Below are 17,132 nucleotides of genomic sequence, written 5' to 3' on the forward strand. Positions count from 1 at the left end.
CCGCATATCCTTACTCCGCGTCGTCCGCCGATGCGGCGTTGAGCTGGCCGTATTTTTCCTCGCCGATCGAGGCAAGCAGATCGAGCTGCGTCTCCAGGAAGTCGATATGCCCCTCCTCGTCGGCCAGCAATTGCTCGAACAGCTTCATCGACACATAGTCGCCGGCCTCGTTGCAGATTTCACGCGAGCGCTTGTAGGCGGTACGTGCGTCATATTCGCCGGCAAGGTCGGATTCGAGCACTTCCTTGACGTTCTGCCCGATGCGCAACGGCGCCACGGACTGCAGGTTCGGATGGCCCTCGAGGAAGATGATGCGGGCGACGAGTTTGTCGGCGTGGTGCATCTCCTCGATCGATTCCGCCCGCTCCTTCTTGGCCAGCTTGGCATACCCCCAGTCCTCGAGCAGGCGGAAATGCACCCAATACTGATTGACCGCTCCGAGTTCCAAGAACAGAGCTTCGTTAAGCCGCTCGATGACCTGCGGTTCGCCTTTCATGAATTCTGCTCCCGTATTGGACGCGCAGGCCCCTGACGCGGTCCAGGTGTGAAACGATGTCCACGCCACTCGCCTCCGAGCGGGCGTGGTAGTTCTCGGTGACCCGAATGATCGTTTCGACCACATTTGGGAAGCAGCCGCAACAACGACCGCGCTTCTGCATCGTGTGGTAGACCTTTGCCGGCACGATAAGTTGCCAGGGATCCTGATCCAGCAGATCGATGATCGTCTGCTCGATCTCTTTCTCGGTGATGATGTTGCAATGGCAGATTAGCATTTACAGTGCTCGGATGGCTGACGGCGCCTTCCGCGCCGTGTGGCTTGTTTCGCTTCTGGAGCCCACTCCGAAGCCGATTATTGGGCTCCGGACCAGCTCCAGTTCGGCCCTTACTTGAACACCTTGTCGGGTGCGTCAAGGCTGTCGGAGCCCTCGAAGGCGATGGCGTTGAGCTTCAGGGAACCGACGGCGCGCTCGATCGACTTGGTCTGGTCGATCAAGGCGTCGATCGCAGCCTGCACGGTCGCATTGCCTTCGGTGTTGCCCTCGGCGATCTGCTGGTCATAGGCCTCGCCAGCCTCGGCCCGAGCCTTGATCGCCTCCATCTTGGCGACGGTGACGTCGAGCTTGTCAGACAGTTCCTTGTCGATCGCCGGATCGGCAGCCTTCACCATCTCGTGCACCGAAGGCCCCGAGACGACAGTGCCATCGAGCCTGGTATAGCTGGCGAGATAGGCGGCGCGGATGCCGATGGCGTCGTTGAGATGGGAGTTGTAGGTGTTGTCGGAGAAGCAGTCGTGCTCCTCTTCGGGATCGTGCAGCAAGAGGCCGAGCTTCATGCGCTCGCCGGCCAGTTCGCCGTAGGACAGCGAGCCCATGCCGGTGAAGATCGTCGAGATGGCGGTGTTCGGCTCGCCGTCGGCCAGGGCCTTGCGCGCCGCGCCATCCGCCTTCCAGTTGCCGACCATCTCCTGCAGGTCCGAAACCAGGAGGGTGCTGGCGGACTTCAGATATTCGGCACGGCGGTCGCAATTACCGCCGGTGCAGTTCTTGAGATCATAGTCGGTATAGGGGCGCTCGCCGGCGCCCGGGCCGGTGCCATGCAGGTCCTGGCCCCAGAGCAGGAACTCGATGGCGTGATAGCCGGTGGCGACGTTGGCTTCAACGCCGCCAGCCTCCTGCAGCGTGCCGGAGAGGAATTCCGGCGAAAGCTTCGAGGCGTCGACCTTCTTGCCGTTGATCTCGATCTCCTTGTTGGCGATCACATTGGCCGTATAGAGCGAATTCGCATCGGACTCGGTGCCGTAGCTCTTGGCGACATAGTCGATCAGGCCTTCGTCCAACGGCCAGGAACTCACCTTGCCCTCCCAGTCGTCGACGATCTTGTTGCCGAAACGGTAGACCTCGGTCTGCTGGTAAGGCACGCGCGACGCCTTCCAGGCCTCGCGGGCGGCCCTGAGCGTATCCGCCGACGGGTTGGCGAGCAGCGCGTCGACCGCCTTGTCGAGGGCTTGCGCGGTGGTCAGCGAATCCTCGTATTTGGCGAGCGCTATGTCGGAATAAGTCGTGATGACCGCTTTAGCATCGGTCTGCGCCTTGGCGGGCAGCACGAACACCGCTGCCGTCAGCAAGGCCGTGGCGCCCATCGCCGCAAGCCTGCCGCCATATCGTGCTGTCATTATCGCTCTCCAGTTTCTCGGGAATTTCATGAATGGCGCGCGCGGCAACCCGCGCCAGGCCACATCGATGCCATAAGGCACAAGACTTGCCGCGTCATCGCGCGGTTCGCGGAAGAAAGACACCAAAAATGCCTCCAATCGAACGGGTTCAAGGCCCAAACATCAGGGGATGCGCCAGCGCGCAGGTTTCCATAAAGCTTCGACGCTGGTGGAAGTCAACGAAAATCGAATGGAAAAGTCAATTGAAACAATAGTTTAGAACTATTCTAAACTACAACGGTCAACTTTATGACCTTGCTCACCGTCTTTGCCCGGGAACAGCACGCCCGGTAGCTACACGATTGACAGCCGCCATTCCGGGTGCGACCCGCAGACACGCTCTTGCGGCGGCGTCAGACAATTGCCACTTGGCGAGGCATCCTAGAATCGAACCGGGATTGGAATGCGATGAAGAACGGCGTGGTCATTGTCGGTGCGGGTCATGCAGGCGTGCAAGCGGCGGCAAGCCTGCGCGAGGACGGCTATGACGGGCCGGTGATCCTCATCGGTGACGAGAACGAACTGCCCTACCACAAGCCACCGCTGTCGAAGACCTTCATCAAGGACGCCGAAGCCAAGCCGCAACCCTTGCGTGGCGAAGCCTTCTACACCGGCAACGCCATCGACTACCGGCCCGGCATCCGGATCGAGCGCATCGATGCCGGCCGTCGCGGCCTGGAGATCGCCGGCGGCGGCGTAATTGCCTTCGACCGTCTGGTCCTGGCGACCGGATCGCGCCCGCGCCTGCTGCCGCTGCCAGGCGCGGATTTGTCCGGCGTTTTGTCGCTGCGCTCGCTTTCCGATGCGCGGCTGATCCGGGAATTGAGTGCAAGGAGCGACGACGTCGTCATCCTCGGCGGTGGGTTCATCGGACTGGAGATCGCCGCGACGTTGAGGGCGGCCGGCCGCACCGTGACAGTCGTCGAAGCGCTCGACCGGCTGCTCGGCCGAGCGGTTGCACCGGTGGTGGCGAGCCATGTCCGCCAAAGGCTGGAAGCGACGGGCGTGCGCATCCTCACCGGCACGTCGATTGCAAGGCTTGAAAGTGAAAACGGCCATGTCGCGGCTGCGATCACCTCGACCGGCGAAAGGCTGCCGGCGCGCATGGTCGTCGTCGGCATCGGCGCCGTGCCGAACGTCGAACTGGCGCAGGACGCCGGCCTCACCATCGCCAACGGCATCCGTGTCGATCACCAGATGCGCAGTTCGGCACCGGAAATCCTGGCCATCGGCGATGCCGCCTCCTACCGGCACTGGTTCACCGGCGGCGACGTGCGGTTGGAATCCGTGCAGAACGCCACCGACCAGGCGCGGCTCGCCGCACGCACGATCACCGGCCATGCCGATGCCTATTGCGCCGTGCCGTGGTTCTGGTCCGACATTGGCGACATGAAGCTGCAGATGGTCGGGCTGACCGCCGGCGGCGACAGCCATGTCGTGCTCGGCGACCTGCCCGACAACAAGTTCTCGATCTACCATTATGCCGGGGATCGGCTGCTCGGCATCGAATCGGTCAACCGCCCCGGCGACCATATGCTTGGCCGCAAGATGCTCGGCGCCAGGTTTTCGCCGACGGCGGACACCATCGCCGCGGGGCCCGAGGGGCTCAAAGCGGCATTGGCAGCCTTCCAGAACATGGAGCCGGCCAAGGCTAGTGCCTAAGCTTGCCAATTTTTGCCATGCGCCTTAAAATGTGGGTATGAGCACAATGAATATCTCACTGCCTGACAGCTTGAAGCATTTCGTTGATCGGCAAGTGACCGATCGAGGCTATGGCACAAGCAGCGAGTATGTGCGTGAATTGATCCGCCACGATCAGGATCGTCAGCTTCTGCGCGGTTTGCTCCTTGAAGGCGCGTCATCCGCGCCGGGCACTGCCATTGATGATGACTATTTCGCAGCGCTGCGAAGACGAGCGCAGGGCCAATAGATCAAGTGGCCGCAAAGGCAATCGTTCCTCGGAGCCTTGCTTTGCGGGATATCGAGGACGCCGTTGATTATTATGCGCGCGAAGTTGGTTCCCATGTGGCGTTGGGCTATGTCGATGACCTTCAAGACGCCTACCGATTGATGGCCAGCCATCCGGCATCGGGCTCTCTCAGGTATGGCTACGAAATTGGATTGCCTGGGCTACGCAGCGTGCAATTCAAGCGCCACCCATACCTGATTTTCTACATTGAACAGGCCGACCATATCGATGTGTGGCGGGTGCTGCACGCCAAGATGGACATTCCAGCCTGGTTACAGAATCCGAGCTCCTGATGGCACGTTTTACCCTCACCTTGTGGGGGCCGCTGCGGAGCGGGGGGCGGCGCCAAGCCCCCCACCCGGACCTTCGGTCCGACCTCCCCATGAGTGGGAGGTAAAGGCTTTCAGGCGGCGCAGATTTCGCGGATCGAGCTTTCCAGGATGTCGAGCGCTTCGTTCATGACTTCGTCCTGGATGGTGATCGGCGCCAGGAAGCGGATGACGTTGCCGTAGACGCCGCAGGTCAGCAGGATCAAGCCCTTGTCGAGCGCCTTCAATCGGATGGCGTTGGCGATCTCGGCCGACGGCAAGCCTTTCTTGACGTCGTTGAACTCGACCGCGTTCATGAAGCCGAGGCCCCTTATATCGACGATCTCGGGAACGTCGTCACGGATCGACTGCAGGCGCTGCTTCAGCCGCGCGCCCAGCGTGTTGGCGCGGTCGCACAGCTTTTCGTCCTCGATCACGTCGAGTACGGCGTGTGCAGCGGCAACGCCGATCGGGCTGCCGCCATAGGTGCCGCCGAGGCCGCCAGGGCCGGGCGCATCCATGATCTCGGCGCGGCCGGTGACCGCCGACAGCGGAAAGCCGCCGGCCAGGCTCTTGGCCATGGTGGTGATGTCGGCCGCCACCTCATGATGATCCATCGCGAACATCTTGCCGGTGCGGGCAAAGCCGGTTTGCACTTCGTCGGCGATCAGCAGCATGCCGTGCTGGTCGCACAGCTTGCGCAGCGCGGTCAGGAACTCGCGCGGCGCTTCGTAGAAACCGCCTTCGCCCTGCACCGGCTCGACGATGATGGCGGCAACGCGGGCCGGATCGACATCGGCCTTGAACAGCCGGTCGAGCGCGGCCAGCGAATCGGCTGTGGAGACGCCGTGCAGCGGCACCGGGAATGGCGCATGGTAGACGTCGCCCGGCATGGCGCCGAAGCCGACCTTGTAGGGAACCACCTTGCCGGTCAGCGCCATGCCCATGAAGGTGCGGCCATGGAAGCCGCCGGAAAAGGCGATGACCGCCGGTCGGCCGGTGGCGTTGCGGGCGATCTTGATGGCGTTCTCGACCGCCTCGGCGCCCGTGGTGACGAAAATGGTCTTCTTCTCGAACTTGCCGGGCAGCATTGCGTTCAGCCGTTCGGCCAGCCGCACATAGCTCTCATAGGGCACCACCTGGTGGCAGGTGTGGGTGAAGCGGTCGAGCTGTGCCTTGACCGCCTCGATCACCCTTGGGTGGCGGTGGCCGGTGTTGACGACCGCGATGCCCGAGGAGAAATCGATGTAGCGGCGGCCTTCGACATCCCAGATCTCCGAGTTTTCAGCACGGTCGGCATAGATTTGCGTGGTCATGCCGACGCCGCGCGAGATCGACTGGTTCTTGCGTTCGGAAATGGCTGAATTCTTCATGATGTCCCCTCATCGGGCCGGCGCCCGTTCTCGTTTGATACCGTCTTCTGACCTTATTTCATGTTTTCCTCAAGTCGGCACCACCGGCGGGCGATTGGGCCTGCGGCAGACGGATCCCCAACCTTAACCAGCGGGACGATACGCGTACGAGAGCGGTTTCCTTTTTCCGGGGATCGATTATCCTCCCGATATCCGCGAGGTACCGCGCTCAGCGAGCGCCCCGCGGCTGGGGGAGCCCATGAGCAGGAACGCGACATCGTCCGTCTCGCCGCCGTCGGCCCAAGCTCCCCGCCTTTTGTCTTTTCCAGCCGCTTCGACGATCTTCGCCTGCACTGCGGCGGTGCTGCTGGCCGGTTGTCAAAAGCAGGAGGCGGCGGCCAAAAAACTGCCCATCATGGTGCGCACCGAGACGGTGGCGATGGCCGACTATGCCCCGAGAACCTCGCTGACCGGCGTGATCGCCGCGCGCACGCTGAATAATCTGTCGTTCCGGGTCGGCGGCCGCGTCGCCGAGCGGCTCGTCGATGTCGGCCAGCATGTCGACGAGGGCACGGTGCTTGCCCGTATCGACCCGCAGGAGCAGGAATCCGACCTGCGTTCGGCACAGGCCGATCTCGATGCTGCGCAGGCGCAGCTGACCCAGTCCGTCGCCGCTTTCGAGCGGCAGAAGACACTGCTGGCCCAGGGCTTCACCACCCGGCGCGACTATGATGCGGCCGACCAGGCGCTGAAGGTGGCGCAAGGCAGCGTCGATGCCGCGCGGAGCGCGTTCGCCAATGCCCAGCAAAACCTGTCCTTCACCGAGCTCAAGGCAGGAGCCGCCGGCGTGATCACCGCCCGTCAGGTCGAAACCGGCCAGGTGGTGCAAGCGGCGCAGACCGTCTTCACCGTCGCCGAGGACGGCGACCGCGACGCGGTGTTCAACGTGCAGGAGACGCTAGTCGCCAGGACACCCGCCTCGCCCGCGGTGACGATCACATTGTTGTCCGATCCACAGGTCAGGGCGACCGGCCAAGTGCGCGAAATTTCGCCGGCGGTGGATCCGGCCTCCGGTTCAGTCCGGGTCAAGGTCGGCATTCCCGACACGCCCGCCGGCATGCCGCTGGGGGCAGCCGTCATCGGTTCGGTCAGCGCCAAACAGGCGAAGGCTGTCCTGCTGCCCTGGCAGGCGCTGACGTCCAGCGCCGGCAAGCCGGCGGTCTGGATCGTCGACCCCTCGACCAAGGCGGTGACGATGGCGCCTGTCGAGGTGCTGGCGTTTGGTTCCGGCACGGTGGCGATCGCCAAGGGACTGAACGAGGGCCAAAGCGTCGTCACCGCGGGCGGACAGTTGCTTAGCCCTGGACAGACCGTCGAAATATCCGGAGCGGGGCAATGAGCCGGCTGCCATCCGTCCTGCTAGGCCTGTTCATGTTGGGCGCGCTCGCGTCCTGCTCGAAATCCGATGAAAAGCCGCCGGAGATCATCCGGCCGGTGCTGTCGATGGTGGTCGAGCCGCGCACCACGCAGATTTTCGGCTTTGCCGGCTCGGTCGAGCCGCAGGTCAGCGCCGACCTTGCTTTCCGTCTGCTTGGCCGGGTTGTCTCGCGCGACGTCAAGGTCGGCGACATCGTCAGCAAGGGCACGACGATCGCCACGCTCGATCCGACCGCGCTGGAACTCGCTGTCCAGGCGGCCAAGGCGGAACTCTCCAACGCCGAGGCGCAGTTTGCCAATGCAGCCGCCAGTGAGGAACGCCAGCGCCAACTGCTTGCCGCGGCCAACGCCTCGCAGGCTGTCTTCGATGCCGCCCAACAGGCAAGGAAAGCGGCCGAGGCCAATGTGGAGCGGGCCAAGGCTTCGCTTGCCAAGGCGCAGGAACAACTTGGCTATGCCAGGCTGTTCTCGGACTTCGACGGCGTCGTCACGGCCGTCGGCGCCGAGGTCGGCCAGACGGTCTCGCCGGGCCAGACGGTCGTCACCGTGGCGCGCTCGGACCTGCGCGAGGCAGTGGTCGACATTCCCGACCAATTGACCGGCGATCTCGCGGCCGGCACGCCGTTCCAGGTCATCCTGCAATCGCTGCCGACGATCCAGACCGAGGCCAGGCTGCGCGAGATCGCGCCGCAGTCCGAGGGCTCGACCCGCACCCGGCGCGTCAAGCTGACGCTCACCGATCCGCCGCAGGCCTTCCGGCTCGGCTCGACGGTGACGGCGACGCGCATGACCAAGGTGACGCCGACGATCGAACTGCCGTTGTCGGCGCTGCTCGAAAAGGACGGTGCCGACAAGGTGTGGATCGTCGACCCGCAAACATCGAGCGTGAGCGCGAAGGAGATCAAGGTGGCCGCCAAGCGTGCCGCCACCTTCATCGTCGCCGAGGGGCTTGAGGCCGGCATGCGCGTGGTCACCGCCGGCGTCCACAGCCTGAGCGAGGGCCAGAAGGTCAAAGTTCCGGAGGGCGGCGTCTGATGAAGGGCTTCAATCTCTCCGACTGGGCGCTCAGCCACCGCTCCATGGTCTGGTATTTCATGCTGGTCTTCGTCGTGGCCGGCGTGTTCTCGTACCTCAACCTCGGCCGTGAAGAAGACCCCAACTTCACTATCAAGACGATGATCATCCAGGCCAACTGGCCGGGCGCTTCGGTCAAGGAAACCGTGCAGCAGGTGACCGACCGTATCGAGAAGAAACTCGAGGAACTCGACAGCCTGGACTTCACCAGATCGGTCACCACCGCCGGCCAGACCGTCATCTTCGTCAACCTGAAGGACACCACCAAGGCGCGCGATGTGGTGCCGAACTGGATTCAGGTACGCAACATGGTCAACGACATCGCGGCACAGTTTCCGCAAGGTGTGCAAGGACCGTTCTTCAATGACCGCTTCGGCGACGTCTACGGCAACATTTACGCCTTCACGTCGGACGGGCTGACGCCACGCCAGCTGCGCGACTATGTCGAGGATGCCCGCACCAAGATCCTCACCGTGCCCAATGCCGGCAAGGTCGATCTGGTCGGCGCGCAGGACGAGGCGATCTATCTCGAATTCTCGACCCGCCAGATCGCGGCACTCGGCCTCAACCAGCAGGCGATCGTGGCGAGCCTGCAGGCGCAGAACGCGATCACGCCGTCCGGCGTCATCCAGTCCGGACCGGAGCGCATCAGCGTGCGCGTCGGCGGCCAGTTCACCTCCGAGGACAGCCTTCGCGCCATCAATCTGCGCGTCAACGACCGCTTTTTCCGGCTGAGCGACGTGGCGACGATCACGCGCGGCTATGCCGATCCGCCAACAGCACTGTTCCGCTTCAACGGCCAGGATGCCATCGGGCTCGCCATCGGCATGAAGCCCAACGCCAATCTGCTCGAATTCGGCGAAGCGCTGCACAAGGAGATGAACAAGGTGCTGGCCGACTTGCCGGTCGGCGTCGGCGTGCATCTGGTCGCCGACCAGCCGGTCATCGTCGAGGAGGCCGTCTCCGGTTTCACCCGCGCGCTGTTCGAGGCGGTGGCCATAGTACTCGCGGTGTCGTTCATCAGCCTCGGCATGCGCGCCGGCTTCGTGGTGGCGCTGTCGATCCCGCTGGTGCTGGCCATCACCTTCACCGTCATGGCCTATCTCGGCATTTCGCTGCAGCGCATTTCGCTTGGCGCGCTGATCATCGCGCTCGGGCTCTTGGTCGACGACGCCATGATCGCCGTCGAGATGATGGTGGCGCGGCTGGAGGTCGGCGACAATTTGCGCAAGGCGGCGACCTATGTCTACACCTCGACCGCCTTCCCGATGCTGACCGGCACGCTGGTGACCGTCGCCGGCTTCATCCCGATCGGCCTCAACAACAGCGCGGCCGGCGAATACACCTTCACGCTGTTCGTGGTCATCGCTGTTTCGCTGCTGGTGTCATGGATCGTGGCGGTGCTGTTTGCACCACTACTTGGCGTCACCATCCTGCCGGCGACGATGAAAACCAAGCATCACGACCAGCCGGGCCGCTTCACCTCGCTGTTCCGGCGGGTGCTTGTCGGCTCGGTGCGCCATCACTGGCTGACCATCGTCGCCACAGTGCTGTTGTTTGCCGGCTCAATCGCCGGCTTCGGCCTGGTGCAGCAGCAGTTCTTCCCGCCGTCGGACCGGCCCGAGCTGATCGTCGACTGGAACCTGCCACAGAATTCGTCGATTGCCGACACGCGCGACCAGATGGAGCGCTTCGAGCAGCGGGCGCTGGTCGGCAATCCCGACATTGACCATTTCTCGTCCTACATCGGCCAGGGCGCGGTGCGCTTCGTGCTGGCCTATGACGTGCAGCCGGCCAACCCCTATTTCGGCCAGACCGTCATCGTCACCAAGAGCATCGAGGCGCGCAACCGGGTAAAGCCGGCGCTGGAAAAGCTGCTGCGCGAGGAGTTCGTCGGCACCGACGCCTTCGTCAAGCTGCTCGAACTCGGCCCGCCGGTCGGCCGCCCGGTGCAATACCGCGTCGGCGGACCCGACATCCAGACGGTGCGCGAGCTGGCGCAGCAATTCGCCGGCGTGATCTCGGCCAATCCGAGGCTCGCCGCGTCGACCTTCGACTGGAACGAGCCACAACGCGTGCTGAGGGTCGACGTGCTGCAAGACAAGGCACGCCAGCTCGGCATCACCTCCTCCGACATTGCCAGCGCGCTGAACAGCACAGTCGGCGGCGCCACGATCACGCAGGTGCGCGACGCCACCTACCTGATCAATGTCGTGGCGCGCTCACGCGATGCCGAGCGCGGCTCGATCGGGACGCTGCAGAACATGCAGCTCCCGACCAGCAGCGGCGAGGCCATCCCGCTCGCGGCGGTGGCCAATTTCCGCTACGACCTCGAACAGCCGACCGTGTGGCGGCGCGATCGCATTCCGACGATCACCGTGCGGGCCGGCCTCGTCGGCGATGTGCTGCCGGCCACGGTGGTCAACGAACTCAAGCCATCCGTCGATGCCTTCATCGCCAAGCTGCCGCCAGGCTATTCGGTCGAAACCGCCGGTTCGGTCGAGGAGAGCGCCAAAAGCCAAGGTCCGATCGCCGCCGTGGTGCCGCTGATGCTGTTCGTGATGGCGACCATCCTGATGGTGCAATTGCAAAGCTTCCAGCGCCTGTTCCTGGTGGTGGCGGTGGCGCCGCTCGGGCTGATCGGCGTGGTGGCGGCCCTGGTGCCGAGCGGCGCCCCGCTCGGCTTCGTTGCCATCCTGGGCGTGCTGGCGCTGATCGGCATCCTGATCCGGAACTCGGTCATCCTGATCGTGCAGATCGAGGATCTTGTGCGCGAGGGCAAGGACCGCTGGGCGGCCGTCATCGAGGCGACCGAACACCGCATGCGGCCGATCGCGCTGACGGCGGCGGCAGCCAGCCTGGCGCTGATCCCGATCGCGCGCGAAGTCTTCTGGGGGCCGATGGCCTATGCGATGATGGGCGGCATCATCGCGGGTACGGCGATCACGTTGCTTTTCCTGCCAGCGCTCTATGTGACGTGGTTCCGGATCAAGGAGCCAAAAAACCGGGATGAGCCACCCGTTCCGGATATCGGCGAACCAGTGCAGACTCCGGCCTAGGACGTAACCGGATCATTCGTTGTCGTTGGAGGGTACAGGGAGTGATTTGGCGCGCTGCCACGGCGACGATTTGGAACTGCGCCAAGCATGCCAGCCTTTTGGCAAATCGGCCAATTCCAGGATGCTTTCATCCCTCCGCAAAACATTTTGCAAGCTGACGATCATAATGTCGCCTTCGTCAGCAGGTCCAGTTTCGCTGTTGTGGAATTGCCAGCTGCCACCTTCATCGTTGTAGCTATCGTCGTCATCAGCTTCATGCACAACGTATGCGATCCAATCGCCACTTTTAAATATGCCTCGATCCGATAGCACCGCGACATTGGGTGGGTCTTCAAATCTCCATTGCTCCATGGAATCCCCCAAGACCGTCGAAGAACGAATTCAAACGGTCCTCACGAACCCCTCGCTCGCCCTCAGCAGATTGCGCGTATAATCCTTGGTGACATGGCGCTCGACAAGGTCGCTTGCGGTCAGATTCTCCACCGCCTCACCGCTCTGCATCACCATCAGCCGCTCGCACATGTGGGTGATGATGGCGAGGTCGTGGCTGACCATCAGGAAGGTCAGCCTGCGCCGCCGTCGGACCTCTTCGAGGAGGTTGAGCACTTCAGCCTGCACCGAGGCGTCGAGCGCCGAGGTCGGCTCGTCTAAGAGCAGGATCGAGGGTTCGAGGATCAGCGCACGCGCGATCGCCACGCGCTGGCGCTGGCCGCCGGACAATTGATGCGAGTAGCGGAAGCGGAAACCGTTGCCGAGACCGACCTCGTCGAGCGCCCGCTGGATGCGTTTTTCGCCGTCGGAAAAGCCATGGATCGCCAGCGGCTCCTGCAGCAGGCGGTCGACGGTCTGGCGTGGATGCAGCGAGCCGTACGGATCCTGGAAGACCATCTGCACCTCGCGGTAGAAAGCCTTGTCGCGGCGCGTGCCAAGCGTCTTGCCGTTGACGGCGAGGCTGCCGGAAGCGACCGGCGCAAGGCCGGCGATTGCCCTGAGCAGCGTCGATTTACCGGAGCCAGATTCGCCGACAAGGCCGAAGGATTCGCCCGGCTGCACGTCGAGGCTGACGCCCTTCAGCGCGCGAAAGCGGTCGAAGATCACTTCCAGCCCGTCGACGGCGATCGCTGATGTCATGCCGCCCACTCCGGCTTGCGGTCGAGCACCGGCAGCGGGTGACGGTCGGCGCCGATCTTGGGCATGCAATTGAGCAGGCCGCGCGTGTAGGGATGCTGGGCCTGGCCGAGTTCGGAGGCCTTGAGCTGCTCGACCACCTTGCCGGCATACATGACGATGACGCGGTCGCAGAAGGACGAGACTAGGCGCAGATCGTGCGAGATGAAGATCAGGCCCATGCCACGCTCGCTGACCAACCTGTCGAGGATGCCGAGCACATCGAGCTGCACTGTGACGTCGAGCGCCGAGGTCGGTTCGTCGGCGATCATCATTTCCGGCCCGGCGATCAGCATCATGGCGATCATGGCGCGCTGGCCCATGCCGCCGGACACTTCGTGCGGATGCAGGTCGAACACCCGCTTGGGGTCGCGGATCTGCACCGCCTCCAGCATGGCCAGCGCGCGCTCGCGCGCCTCGGCCTTGGAGACCTTCTCATGCGTGCGCAGCGTCTCGACGATCTGGCGGCCGATGCTCATGACCGGGTCGAGCGAATATTTCGGATCCTGCAGGATCATGGCGATGCGGTTGCCCCGCAACGCGCGGCGTTGGCGCGGCGAGATGTCGAGCAGGTCGATGCCGTCGAAGGCCAGCTTGTTGGCCGATATGCGGGCCTGGGGTGGTGTCAGTCCCATGATGGCACGGCCGGTCTGCGACTTGCCCGAGCCCGACTCGCCGACGATGCCGAGGCGCTCGCGGCCAAGCGAGAACGAGACGCCGCGCACCGCCTCGATCAGGCCGGTGCGGGTCGGAAAGGTGACGCGGAGATCGTCGACCTCAAGCAGCGTCTTCGTCTCCCTGCTCATTGGTCACCACTCATTGGTCGCCGCTCCGGGGATCGAGCGCGTCGCGCAGGCCATCGCCGAGCAGGTTGAAGCCAAGGCTGACGATGAGAATGGCGAAGCCCGGCGCACCGGCCACCCACCATTGGTCAAGGATGAAGCGACGGCCAGACGCGATCATGGTGCCCCATTCGGGTAATGGCGGCTGCGCACCGAGGCCGAGGAAGCCGAGGCCGGCGGCGGTCAGGATGATGCCGGCCATGTCGAGCGTCACCCTGACGATCAGCGAGGAGATGCAGAGCGGCATGATGTGGCGCAACACGATGCGAAACGGCGAGGCGCCCATCAGTTGCACCGCCTTGATGTAGTCGGAATTGCGAACGGTGAGCGTTTCAGCGCGGGCGATGCGCGCGTAAGGCGGCCAGGAGGTGATGGCGATGGCAAGCACCGCGTTCTCGATGCCTGGGCCAAGGGCGGCGACGAAGGCCAGTGCCAGGACCAGCTTGGGAAAGGCGAGAAAGATGTCGGTGATGCGCATCAGGATGGCATCGGTCCAGCCGCCGGCATAGCCGGCGACGGTGCCGACCAGAAGACCGATGGGCGCCGCGATGATGGCGACCAGGATGACCACATAGAGTGTCCAGCGCGAGCCGTAGAGAATGCGCGAAAGGATATCGCGGCCAAGATCGTCGGTTCCGAACCAGTGCTCGGCGCTCGGTGCCAGCAGCCGCGCGTTCTTGAGGTCGCCGAAGGTCGGCGAATAGGGCGCCAGCACGCCGGCAAGGGCGGCAATAACCAGCAAGGCGATGATGATGAGCAGGCCGACAAAGGCCAGCCGATTGGCGGAGAACCGCCGCCAGGCGACATAGGCGCGGCCGAGCCTCGCCTGCATGCGCGATGCCGGCCGCTCGCTGAGCAGCCAGTCGCGCCGGCTCTGGATCGTGTCGGCGCTCATGCGGATTTGGTCCTCGGATCGAGGACGCGGTAGAGCAGGTCGGACAGGAGATTGATGGCGATGAACACCGAGCCGATGACGATGGTGCCGCCGAGCACGGCGTTCATGTCGGCATTCTGGAGTGAATTGGTGATGTAGAGGCCGATGCCCGGCCAGGAGAAGACGGTCTCGGTCAGCACCGAGCCTTCGAGCAGCCCGGCATAGGAGAGCGCGATCACTGTCACCATCGGCACGGCGGCATTGCGCAGCGCATGGCCCCAGATGATGCGGGTTTCCGACAGACCCTTGGCACGCGCGGCGACGATGTATTCCTGGGCGAGTTCGTTGAGCATGAACGAGCGCGTCATACGACTGATATAAGCGAGCGAAAAGTAGCCGAGCAGCGAGGCCGGCAGGATGATGTGCCGGAAAGCGTCGTAAAAGACATCCCACTGTCCCTGCATCGCCGAATCGAGAAGATAAAAGCCGGTGATCGGTGTGAAGGTGTATTCGTAGACGACGTCGAGCCGGGCCGGAAAAGCCACCCATTGCAACTTGGCGTAGAACAGGACGAGCCCGAGCAAGCCGAGCCAGAAGATCGGCACGGAATAACCGATCAGGCCGATGACGCGTACGATCTGGTCGATGAGGCTGCCTCGCCTGACCGCTGCCAGCACGCCAAGCGGTACGCCAAGCAGCGCGCCGATCAACGTTCCGAGCGTCGCCAGCTCAGTCGTTGCCGGAAGCGCGCGACGGATGTCGGTCATGACCGGATTGGTGGTCAGTACCGAAGTGCCGAAATCGCCACTCAACGCGTGTTTCACATAGATGTAGAACTGCTCGATCAACGGCAGGTCGAGACCCATCTCGCGGCGCGTGCGTTCGACGACATTGGCCGGCGCCCGGTCACCGAGCACCGCCAGCACCGGGTCGATCGGGATGACGCGGCCGATGAAAAAGGTCACCGCGAGCAGACCGAGATAGGTCGTGATCGCGATGACCAGGAAACGGCCGAGCGACGATGCAATGGCGACGGCCCGGACGCTGCCGCGCCCCGCCGCCACTTCCTTTTCAACCGCACTCATGCGGCGTATCCGCGGCCGCTATTCCTTGGAAACCGGCCCGACGAAGTTGGTGTCGAAGCTCGGGCCGAGGGCAAAGCCCTTGAGGTTCTTGCGCAGGCCGGCCACTTCCAGCTGCTGGTGGATGATGACGAAGGGGCTGGTGTCGAGGATCTTCTTCTCCAGATCCTTGTACATATCGGCGCGCTTGCCCGAATCCTTCTCCAGCAGAGCCGCCTCTGTCTGCTTGGTCAGGTCCGGAATGTCCCAAGAGTTGCGCCAGGCAAGCGTATGTGACTTGCCGGCATCAGAATTGTCGGGATTCGAGGCGAAGGTCTGGGCATTAGAGTTCGGATCGAAATAGTCCTGGCCCCAGTTGCCGATATAGATGTCATGATTGCGGGCGCGGTACTTGGTCAACGTCTGCTTGCCGTCGCCCGGAATGATCTCCAGCTTGATACCGGCCTGGCCGAGAGTCTGCTGGATCGATTCGGCCATGCCGGTCGTCGGCTGGCCGGTGCGCACGTCCATGGTGACGCTGAAGCCGTCGGGCAGGCCGGCCTTGGCCAGCAACTCCTTGGCTTTGGCGACGTCGAGCTTGAACGGGTTCTCGTCCAGTTCGCCGAGCACGCCCTTGGGCAGGAAGGTCTGGTGGATCTCGCCGATGCCCTTGAGGATGGTCGAGCTCAGCGCATCGTAGTCGACGAGATATTTGAAGGCCTGGCGAACCTCTGGTTTGGCCAGATTCGGGTTCTTCTGGTTGAGGCTGATGTAATAGACCGTGCCCTTCGGCGCGCTGGTGGTGGTGAGGTCGGCGTTCTTGGCGATCGCGTCGAGGTCGTTCGGCTCGAGATTGCGGGCGACGTCGATGTCGCCGGCTTCGAGCGCCAAGCGCTGGGCCGAGCTTTCCTTCATGTTGCGATAGATGACGCGGGCGAGCTTGGCCTTCTCGCCGTAATAATTATCGTTGCGCTCCATGACGACGGCTTCGTTGGCGCGCCATTCACGCAGCTTGTAGGCACCGGAACCGGCATAGCCGGTCTTCAGCCAGGCGTTCCCAAAGTCGTTGTCCCATTTGTAGTCGGCGCTCGGCGTGGCCGCGGCGACATGTTCCTTGACCAGCTTGGCATCGACCACCGAAGCGACGGTTGCCGAGAGGCAGTTCAGCACGAAGCTCGGCGCATAGGCCTTGTCGACGGTGAACTGGAAGGTGGTGTCGTCGACCGCCTTGGCCTTTTCGGTGACGTTGTCGCCGCTGATGCCGAACTGACCGATGATGAAGGCCGGGCTCTTGTCCAGCTTGACGGCGCGCTCGAACGAATAGGCGACGTCGGCCGCGGTGATCGGGTTGCCGGAGGCGAACTTCAGGCCGGGCTTGAGCTTGAATGTGTAGGTGAGACCATCGTCGGATACGGTCCAGCTCTCGGCGAGATCAGGCTTGACCTTGGAGGTGTCGCTGAGGTCGAGACGGACCAGCAGATCGTAGGTGTTACCGGTGACCTCGGCGGTCGACAGCTCGAACGCCTCGCCCGGATCCATGGAGATGATGTCGTCGATCGCGAAACCTTCGACCAGCGTATCTGCGGGCGTGACCGCACCTGCCGGCGCGCCGGCCAGAAGCAGCGCGGACATGGCGGCACCCGCAAGCAAGATGCGGGAGCGTAGAGCAAACTTTTCCATCATCATGGTGATTGTTCCCTGTTTTGTTGACCTGAGTTCCCGGCTCAGGGTTGCAGTATTCTTTCGGGGCCGGCCATGGCCCTCTGCCCACTTACCG

16 protein-coding genes are annotated in these 17,132 nt (G+C 63.5%); 6 read left to right on the plus strand and 10 right to left on the minus strand.

Annotation, left to right across the window (positions count from 1 at the left end; genetic code table 11):
- Nucleotides 1–10 precede the first annotated feature (10 nt).
- The 3 genes from bfr to LB577_RS23735 all read right to left on the minus strand — a co-directional run bounded on the left by bfr (nucleotide 11) and on the right by LB577_RS23735 (nucleotide 2,173).
- On the minus strand, nucleotides 11–496 hold the full coding sequence (bfr, locus tag LB577_RS23725) for a bacterioferritin (protein WP_013891287.1): 486 nt from the start codon (nucleotides 494–496) through the stop codon (nucleotides 11–13).
- Nucleotides 462–773 (minus strand): (2Fe-2S)-binding protein, encoded by a 312-nt coding sequence (locus LB577_RS23730; protein WP_224689020.1) that lies wholly within the window; start codon nucleotides 771–773, stop codon nucleotides 462–464. The genes bfr and LB577_RS23730 overlap by 35 nt, the downstream gene beginning before the upstream one ends.
- Nucleotides 774–883: 110 nt before the next feature.
- Complete coding sequence (locus LB577_RS23735; RefSeq protein WP_224689023.1) at nucleotides 884–2,173, minus strand: imelysin family protein; 1,290 nt, start codon at nucleotides 2,171–2,173, stop codon at nucleotides 884–886.
- Nucleotides 2,174–2,620: 447 nt separating this feature from the next.
- Here LB577_RS23735 and LB577_RS23740 point away from each other — a divergent pair, with 447 nt between their 5' ends.
- Genes LB577_RS23740 through LB577_RS23750 form a run of 3 tightly spaced genes read left to right on the plus strand, consistent with a single transcriptional unit; the run spans nucleotide 2,621 to nucleotide 4,474 of the window.
- A complete protein-coding gene (locus tag LB577_RS23740; protein ID WP_224689025.1) occupies nucleotides 2,621–3,874 on the plus strand; it encodes an NAD(P)/FAD-dependent oxidoreductase in 1,254 nt (417 codons plus the stop codon).
- A 37-nt stretch (nucleotides 3,875–3,911) separates the two neighbouring features.
- Nucleotides 3,912–4,142, plus strand: a complete 231-nt coding sequence (locus LB577_RS23745) for a type II toxin-antitoxin system ParD family antitoxin (RefSeq protein WP_224689027.1) — start codon at nucleotides 3,912–3,914, stop codon at nucleotides 4,140–4,142.
- 41 nt (nucleotides 4,143–4,183) lie between these two features.
- Nucleotides 4,184–4,474: a type II toxin-antitoxin system RelE/ParE family toxin gene (locus tag LB577_RS23750; RefSeq protein WP_263496212.1), complete on the plus strand. Its 291-nt coding sequence runs from the start codon at nucleotides 4,184–4,186 to the stop codon at nucleotides 4,472–4,474.
- Nucleotides 4,475–4,584: 110 nt separating this feature from the next.
- Here the strand turns inward: LB577_RS23750 and LB577_RS23755 are convergent, their stop codons facing one another.
- Complete coding sequence (locus LB577_RS23755) at nucleotides 4,585–5,862, minus strand: 4-aminobutyrate--2-oxoglutarate transaminase (protein ID WP_224689030.1); 1,278 nt, start codon at nucleotides 5,860–5,862, stop codon at nucleotides 4,585–4,587.
- A 238-nt stretch (nucleotides 5,863–6,100) separates the two neighbouring features.
- Here LB577_RS23755 and LB577_RS23760 point away from each other — a divergent pair, with 238 nt between their 5' ends.
- Genes LB577_RS23760 through LB577_RS23770 form a run of 3 tightly spaced genes read left to right on the plus strand, consistent with a single transcriptional unit; the run spans nucleotide 6,101 to nucleotide 11,411 of the window.
- Nucleotides 6,101–7,240 carry an efflux RND transporter periplasmic adaptor subunit gene (locus tag LB577_RS23760; protein ID WP_224689032.1) on the plus strand — a complete coding sequence of 380 codons (1,140 nt, stop codon included), beginning with the start codon at nucleotides 6,101–6,103 and terminating at the stop codon, nucleotides 7,238–7,240.
- The gene (locus LB577_RS23765; protein ID WP_224689047.1) at nucleotides 7,237–8,313 is read left to right on the plus strand and encodes an efflux RND transporter periplasmic adaptor subunit; all 1,077 of its coding nucleotides are present in this window, start codon (nucleotides 7,237–7,239) and stop codon (nucleotides 8,311–8,313) included. Before LB577_RS23760 ends, LB577_RS23765 begins: the two co-directional genes overlap by 4 nt.
- Nucleotides 8,313–11,411 (plus strand): efflux RND transporter permease subunit, encoded by a 3,099-nt coding sequence (locus LB577_RS23770; protein ID WP_283257908.1) that lies wholly within the window; start codon nucleotides 8,313–8,315, stop codon nucleotides 11,409–11,411. The genes LB577_RS23765 and LB577_RS23770 overlap by 1 nt, the downstream gene beginning before the upstream one ends.
- Nucleotides 11,412–11,423: 12 nt before the next feature.
- Here LB577_RS23770 and LB577_RS23775 read toward each other — a convergent pair whose 3' ends face one another.
- The 6 genes from LB577_RS23775 to LB577_RS23800 are packed head-to-tail and all read right to left on the minus strand — an operon-like array spanning nucleotide 11,424 to nucleotide 17,041.
- Entirely contained in the window at nucleotides 11,424–11,762 is a 339-nt protein-coding gene (locus tag LB577_RS23775) for a hypothetical protein (RefSeq protein WP_224689051.1), read from the minus strand.
- 30 nt (nucleotides 11,763–11,792) lie between these two features.
- Nucleotides 11,793–12,542, minus strand: a complete 750-nt coding sequence (locus LB577_RS23780; protein ID WP_224689052.1) for an ABC transporter ATP-binding protein — start codon at nucleotides 12,540–12,542, stop codon at nucleotides 11,793–11,795.
- A complete protein-coding gene (locus LB577_RS23785; RefSeq protein WP_224689053.1) occupies nucleotides 12,539–13,384 on the minus strand; it encodes an ABC transporter ATP-binding protein in 846 nt (281 codons plus the stop codon). The genes LB577_RS23780 and LB577_RS23785 overlap by 4 nt, the downstream gene beginning before the upstream one ends.
- A 10-nt stretch (nucleotides 13,385–13,394) precedes the next feature.
- Nucleotides 13,395–14,315 (minus strand): nickel transporter permease, encoded by a 921-nt coding sequence (gene nikC / locus LB577_RS23790; protein ID WP_023779418.1) that lies wholly within the window; start codon nucleotides 14,313–14,315, stop codon nucleotides 13,395–13,397.
- Nucleotides 14,312–15,379 (minus strand): ABC transporter permease, encoded by a 1,068-nt coding sequence (locus LB577_RS23795; protein WP_224689056.1) that lies wholly within the window; start codon nucleotides 15,377–15,379, stop codon nucleotides 14,312–14,314. The genes nikC and LB577_RS23795 overlap by 4 nt, the downstream gene beginning before the upstream one ends.
- 18 nt (nucleotides 15,380–15,397) lie before the next feature.
- Nucleotides 15,398–17,041, minus strand: coding sequence for an ABC transporter substrate-binding protein (locus LB577_RS23800; protein WP_224689058.1), 1,644 nt, complete (start codon nucleotides 17,039–17,041; stop codon nucleotides 15,398–15,400).
- Nucleotides 17,042–17,132 lie beyond the last annotated feature (91 nt).

This window comes from Mesorhizobium sp. B283B1A (assembly GCF_020165735.1).
Taxonomy (GTDB): domain Bacteria; phylum Pseudomonadota; class Alphaproteobacteria; order Rhizobiales; family Rhizobiaceae; genus Mesorhizobium; species Mesorhizobium opportunistum.